Annotated in this window: 3 protein-coding genes; 2 read left to right on the forward strand and 1 reads right to left on the reverse strand. The window is 40.4% G+C overall.

Going from position 1 to position 3,873, the window contains the following annotated elements; all coding sequences use genetic code 11:
- On the forward strand, nt 1-149 hold a 149-nt coding region (locus tag F6K38_RS36940; RefSeq protein ID WP_287359403.1), incomplete at its 5' end, for a response regulator transcription factor.
- A gap of 74 nt (nt 150-223) precedes the next feature.
- Here F6K38_RS36940 and F6K38_RS36945 read toward each other — a convergent pair.
- Nucleotides 224-1,258, reverse strand: a complete 1,035-nt coding sequence (locus F6K38_RS36945; RefSeq protein ID WP_287359986.1) for a hypothetical protein — start codon at nt 1,256-1,258, stop codon at nt 224-226.
- Between the two features lie 374 nt (nt 1,259-1,632).
- On the opposite strand from F6K38_RS36945, the gene F6K38_RS36950 reads away from it, so the two are divergent.
- Nucleotides 1,633-2,970, forward strand: a complete 1,338-nt coding sequence (locus tag F6K38_RS36950) for a KamA family radical SAM protein (RefSeq protein WP_008180128.1) — start codon at nt 1,633-1,635, stop codon at nt 2,968-2,970.
- Nucleotides 2,971-3,873: the final 903 nt, after the last annotated feature.

A 3,873-nucleotide genomic window follows, 5' to 3' on the forward strand; every position in this document is an offset into this window, starting at 1 on the left:
AAGGGCTAATGAATAAAGAAATTGCCCGACGTTTAGAGACTAGTGTTCGTAATGTTGAGAAGTACGTCAGTCGTCTGTTTAGTAAAACCGGAACTAATAGCCGTACTGAGTTAGTTCGCTATGCTCTCGAACATGGTTTAACTAAGTGAAGGTTAAAGCATTTAGCTAGACTGAACTTTCACCGAAGTGGTTGAGCTTCCAGACTGGACTCATTTGGGATAGATCATTGCGGAGGGGTTGGCTTTGGTAGAAGCTGATTAAAGTCAATCTTAGATCCCACTCCCACAAATACTGCCACCAATAAACCTATTAAAATTACGAATAACTGCCAAGTGAATAAGAAGCGCTGAGCATGATCCATAACCTCAACCACTGTGGACACCAAAGTCCCTAGCCCCCTGCTAATCTGGTTTTTTAGCTGAGGTTGATTTTCCTCAGAATTTGCTTGAGAGCTAAGAATTTTAAATTCTGCCTTCAAACGACTAATCTCTTGCTCTAATTCTCTAATCCTTGTTTCTTCTGCTTTTAATTTTTTTTCTTTTGGATACTGATAGTTTTCTTCTTCACTAAGCTTCCATATCCGATCAAACTCGTCGCTAAAAACATTGTAAAAATCTTTGCTACAATTAGGATCATCAATAATCATCATCCAGGGAAGATTAACTGCAGATTCTCCCACACAGAACCTTCCTTTGAGTAAAATGTTTTGAAAAAAGTACATTGGTCCACTGGGGACATCTGAATAGAGTAGAAGTCTCAACCCAAAATCCTTACCGTATTCGTGAATAAATTCCAATTTTGGTTTAACACCCTCCATACATGAGGGTAAAGGTCTTCTTTGCTGTGTTTCAGCCAAGTCTCTCATAGATACAATAATCTGCTCTAAACTATCCTCCATCTTTTTCATTGGCGACATCGGCTGTTGAAATGGATTCTTACTAATTGACTCAGCTCGATTACGTGCAAACTCACTGTAAGGGTCAGCTAAGAGTATTTGTATTCCTCCACTATTCTCGTTTTGAGCTCTAATCTCATTAGCTTTGCGAAAAGTTGATTGCAAAATTGTATAAGAATCATTCATCGATGTATCGAGCAACCTGAAATTTCGGAAGTTTGAGCCTATGTGGCCTGATTTTTTAAGTCCCGATAATACAAAATTGCAAAATTCCTCAATACTTTTTTCTGTATTGAAGTTAATGTCTACAATTCCATTAAGTGCTTTAAAAACCCAAAAATTTTCGGTATCTTTACTCATCATTTTTTATGTTCTTATGCTATGGATTTAGTGAACAATATAGCAACCGAAGTATAGTTGAGGACAAAGCATTTTGTTTTAAAGGGACTTCGGATCAGGGAGCAGGGAGCAGAAATATATCTTAACTTTTACTTTGACTACTATAAATTTAAATTGGTATCACCAAAAAAGCACTTACTATAAATTTAAATTGGTATCACCAAAAAAACTTGCAAAACCCTAATGAGGGGTGCATCTCACTGTCTTGATCCAGTCGCTCATGGGGTAAATACCCATGAGCGTGCTGCATGACTTTTGCAAAAATATGACCATTGATATGACCATTTAAGGCTAAAATACAACTTATGTTCCCTGAGTTATAGATTTACAACAAAAAGATGCACCCCTTAACCAGTAACCCGTTTAACAACATTGGTAGTCATGATATAGAGAACTTGCCCCAGCTACAAAAACTACCAAGTCATGAACGCCTGGCAATGAAAGCAGTAAGTAAGGTTTTTCCCTTTCGAGTAAATAACTATATTGTTGAGCAACTAATCGATTGGAACAATCTACCTGATGATCCGATTTTTCGCATGACCTTCCCTCATCCAGATATGTTAAACCCTGAAGACTTAAATCGAGTAATTAAGTTGCTGAAAACAAATGGATCGAAAGAAACTATCCGTAGAACTGTTGATGACATTCGCTCTCGTCTCAACCCACATCCTGGAGGACAAGTAGATTATAACGTGCCAAGGTTGGATGGTGAACTAATTTCTGGAATCCAACATAAATACCCAGATACCGTCCTCATTTTTCCTTCATCTGGTCAGGCTTGTCACGCCTATTGTCAATTTTGTTTTAGGTGGGCACAATTTGTAGATACGAACACTCACAAATTTACTACTCGTGAGTCAGGGAGGTTCCAAGACTACCTCCGCCAGCACAAAGAGGTAACTGATGTTGTGCTCACGGGCGGGGATCCTATGATTATGAGTGCCCGGAGGCTTTTTCAATATATTGAACCACTGCTAGACCCAGAATTTGAACACATCCAAACCATTCGCATTGGAACCAAGTCAGTTGCCTACTGGCCTTATCGTTACGTTACCGATCGAGATGCTGATGATGTGCTACGCTTGTTTGAGAAAATAGTTTACAGTGGGAAACATTTAGCTGTTATGGGTCACTACACCCACTGGCGAGAACTTGATACCCCAATTGCTCAGGAGGCGATTCGACGCATTCGCTCTACAGGAGCTCAGCTCCGTGCACAAAGTCCGTTACTCAAGCACGTAAATGATTCTGCTAGAGCCTGGAGAAAAATGTGGCAGATGCAGGTGCGACTAGGGTGCATTCCGTACTATATGTTTGTTGAGCGAGACACAGGACCAAAACACTACTTTGGAATACCCCTAGTACGTACTTGGGAAATTTTTCGCCATGCAATTAAAGGAGTATCCGGTCTTAGTCAAACTGTGCGAGGACCTGTAATGTCAGCATTGCCAGGTAAAGTGCTTATCAGTGGAGTTGCCCACATTATGGGAGAAAGGGTATTTGTTCTCTCGTTTATTCGGGGGCGGGATCCTAATTGGTGCAAGGTGCCATTCTTTGCCCACTATGACCCTGAAGCCACCTGGTTTGGTGAGCTAGCCCCAGCGTTCGGCGAAAAAGAGTTCTTCTATGAAAAGGAGCTGGAGAAAATAACTAGGGCGCGTCTGCAAATTCAATAGTCAGCTTAACGAGTAAAGAGATCCCTAAGCAAGGAAAGGGATCACTGATGGGTAAGACCCGAGGTATTACTATGATCAAAAAAATCTGATTGATATTTATGGCGGTTTGCGTGTAACTTAAATAAGCTGTTAGATATTTTTAATGCACAACAGCTTAATTTCTTTTTAGCCAGAAAATCGGCGTTGCTGATTATGCGTATGGTTTTGCCCCCCTAGCCCCCCAATTCTGGGGGGAACAAAACTATGAAAGTCCCCCAGAATTGGGGGATTTAGGGGGCTTTAATAAAACCAAATTATCGCACATTCATTCCTTAATTCAGCAACGCCAGAAAATCTGCCTCAGGCTCATATTTGCTGGTATTGTTGACTCATCTAGAGCGCTGTATCTGACGCTGTAACTGTCGGACATCTTTTTCTTATTTTGGGACATTTTCAGCAAAATACGATTACTCTGGCTGGTTAAGCCTGATTAAGCCACACTTCATTAATAATGATTCGGAGATACCTTCTTTGGGTCCCCATGAGTTATTGCCTACTATTACACCAGTTTAGGCTACCAGTGTTTTCGCTTTCGACCCCCCTTGATCCATGGATTGGTTAGTTCCTATCAGTAGGGGTAGGGCTGTGACTCGGATTATACTCCGGCTGGACTTGGAGCAGGATAGTTATCAAGTTGTCTAGGTTGATTTTACCCGCAGGAGCTAATCCCCGAAATTGTTACAGGATAAGGTTTATAGCTAACGAATCTCACTAATTGGTGTATGAATGGTATTTCCATTAAATCATATTCCCTTCGGCTAAAGAGCAAACTAGAACACACTTTAGTTATTATTAACTTAAGTAAAGTTAAGTTAAGAGACTTTGCATTTTCTTATCAACCTTGGCAAAAGTTTGTTATCGTTC

This window comes from Moorena sp. SIO3B2, from assembly GCF_010692525.1.
GTDB lineage: Bacteria > Cyanobacteriota > Cyanobacteriia > Cyanobacteriales > Coleofasciculaceae > Moorena > Moorena producens.

What these genes read in the sequence shown, in the direction of transcription:
- F6K38_RS36945 (WP_287359986.1), bottom strand. Translation starts at nt 1,258, where the DNA reads ATGATGAGTAAAGATACCGAAAATTTTTGGGTTTTTAAAGCACTTAAT.
- F6K38_RS36950 (WP_008180128.1), top strand. Translation starts at nt 1,633, where the DNA reads ATGCACCCCTTAACCAGTAACCCGTTTAACAACATTGGTAGTCATGAT.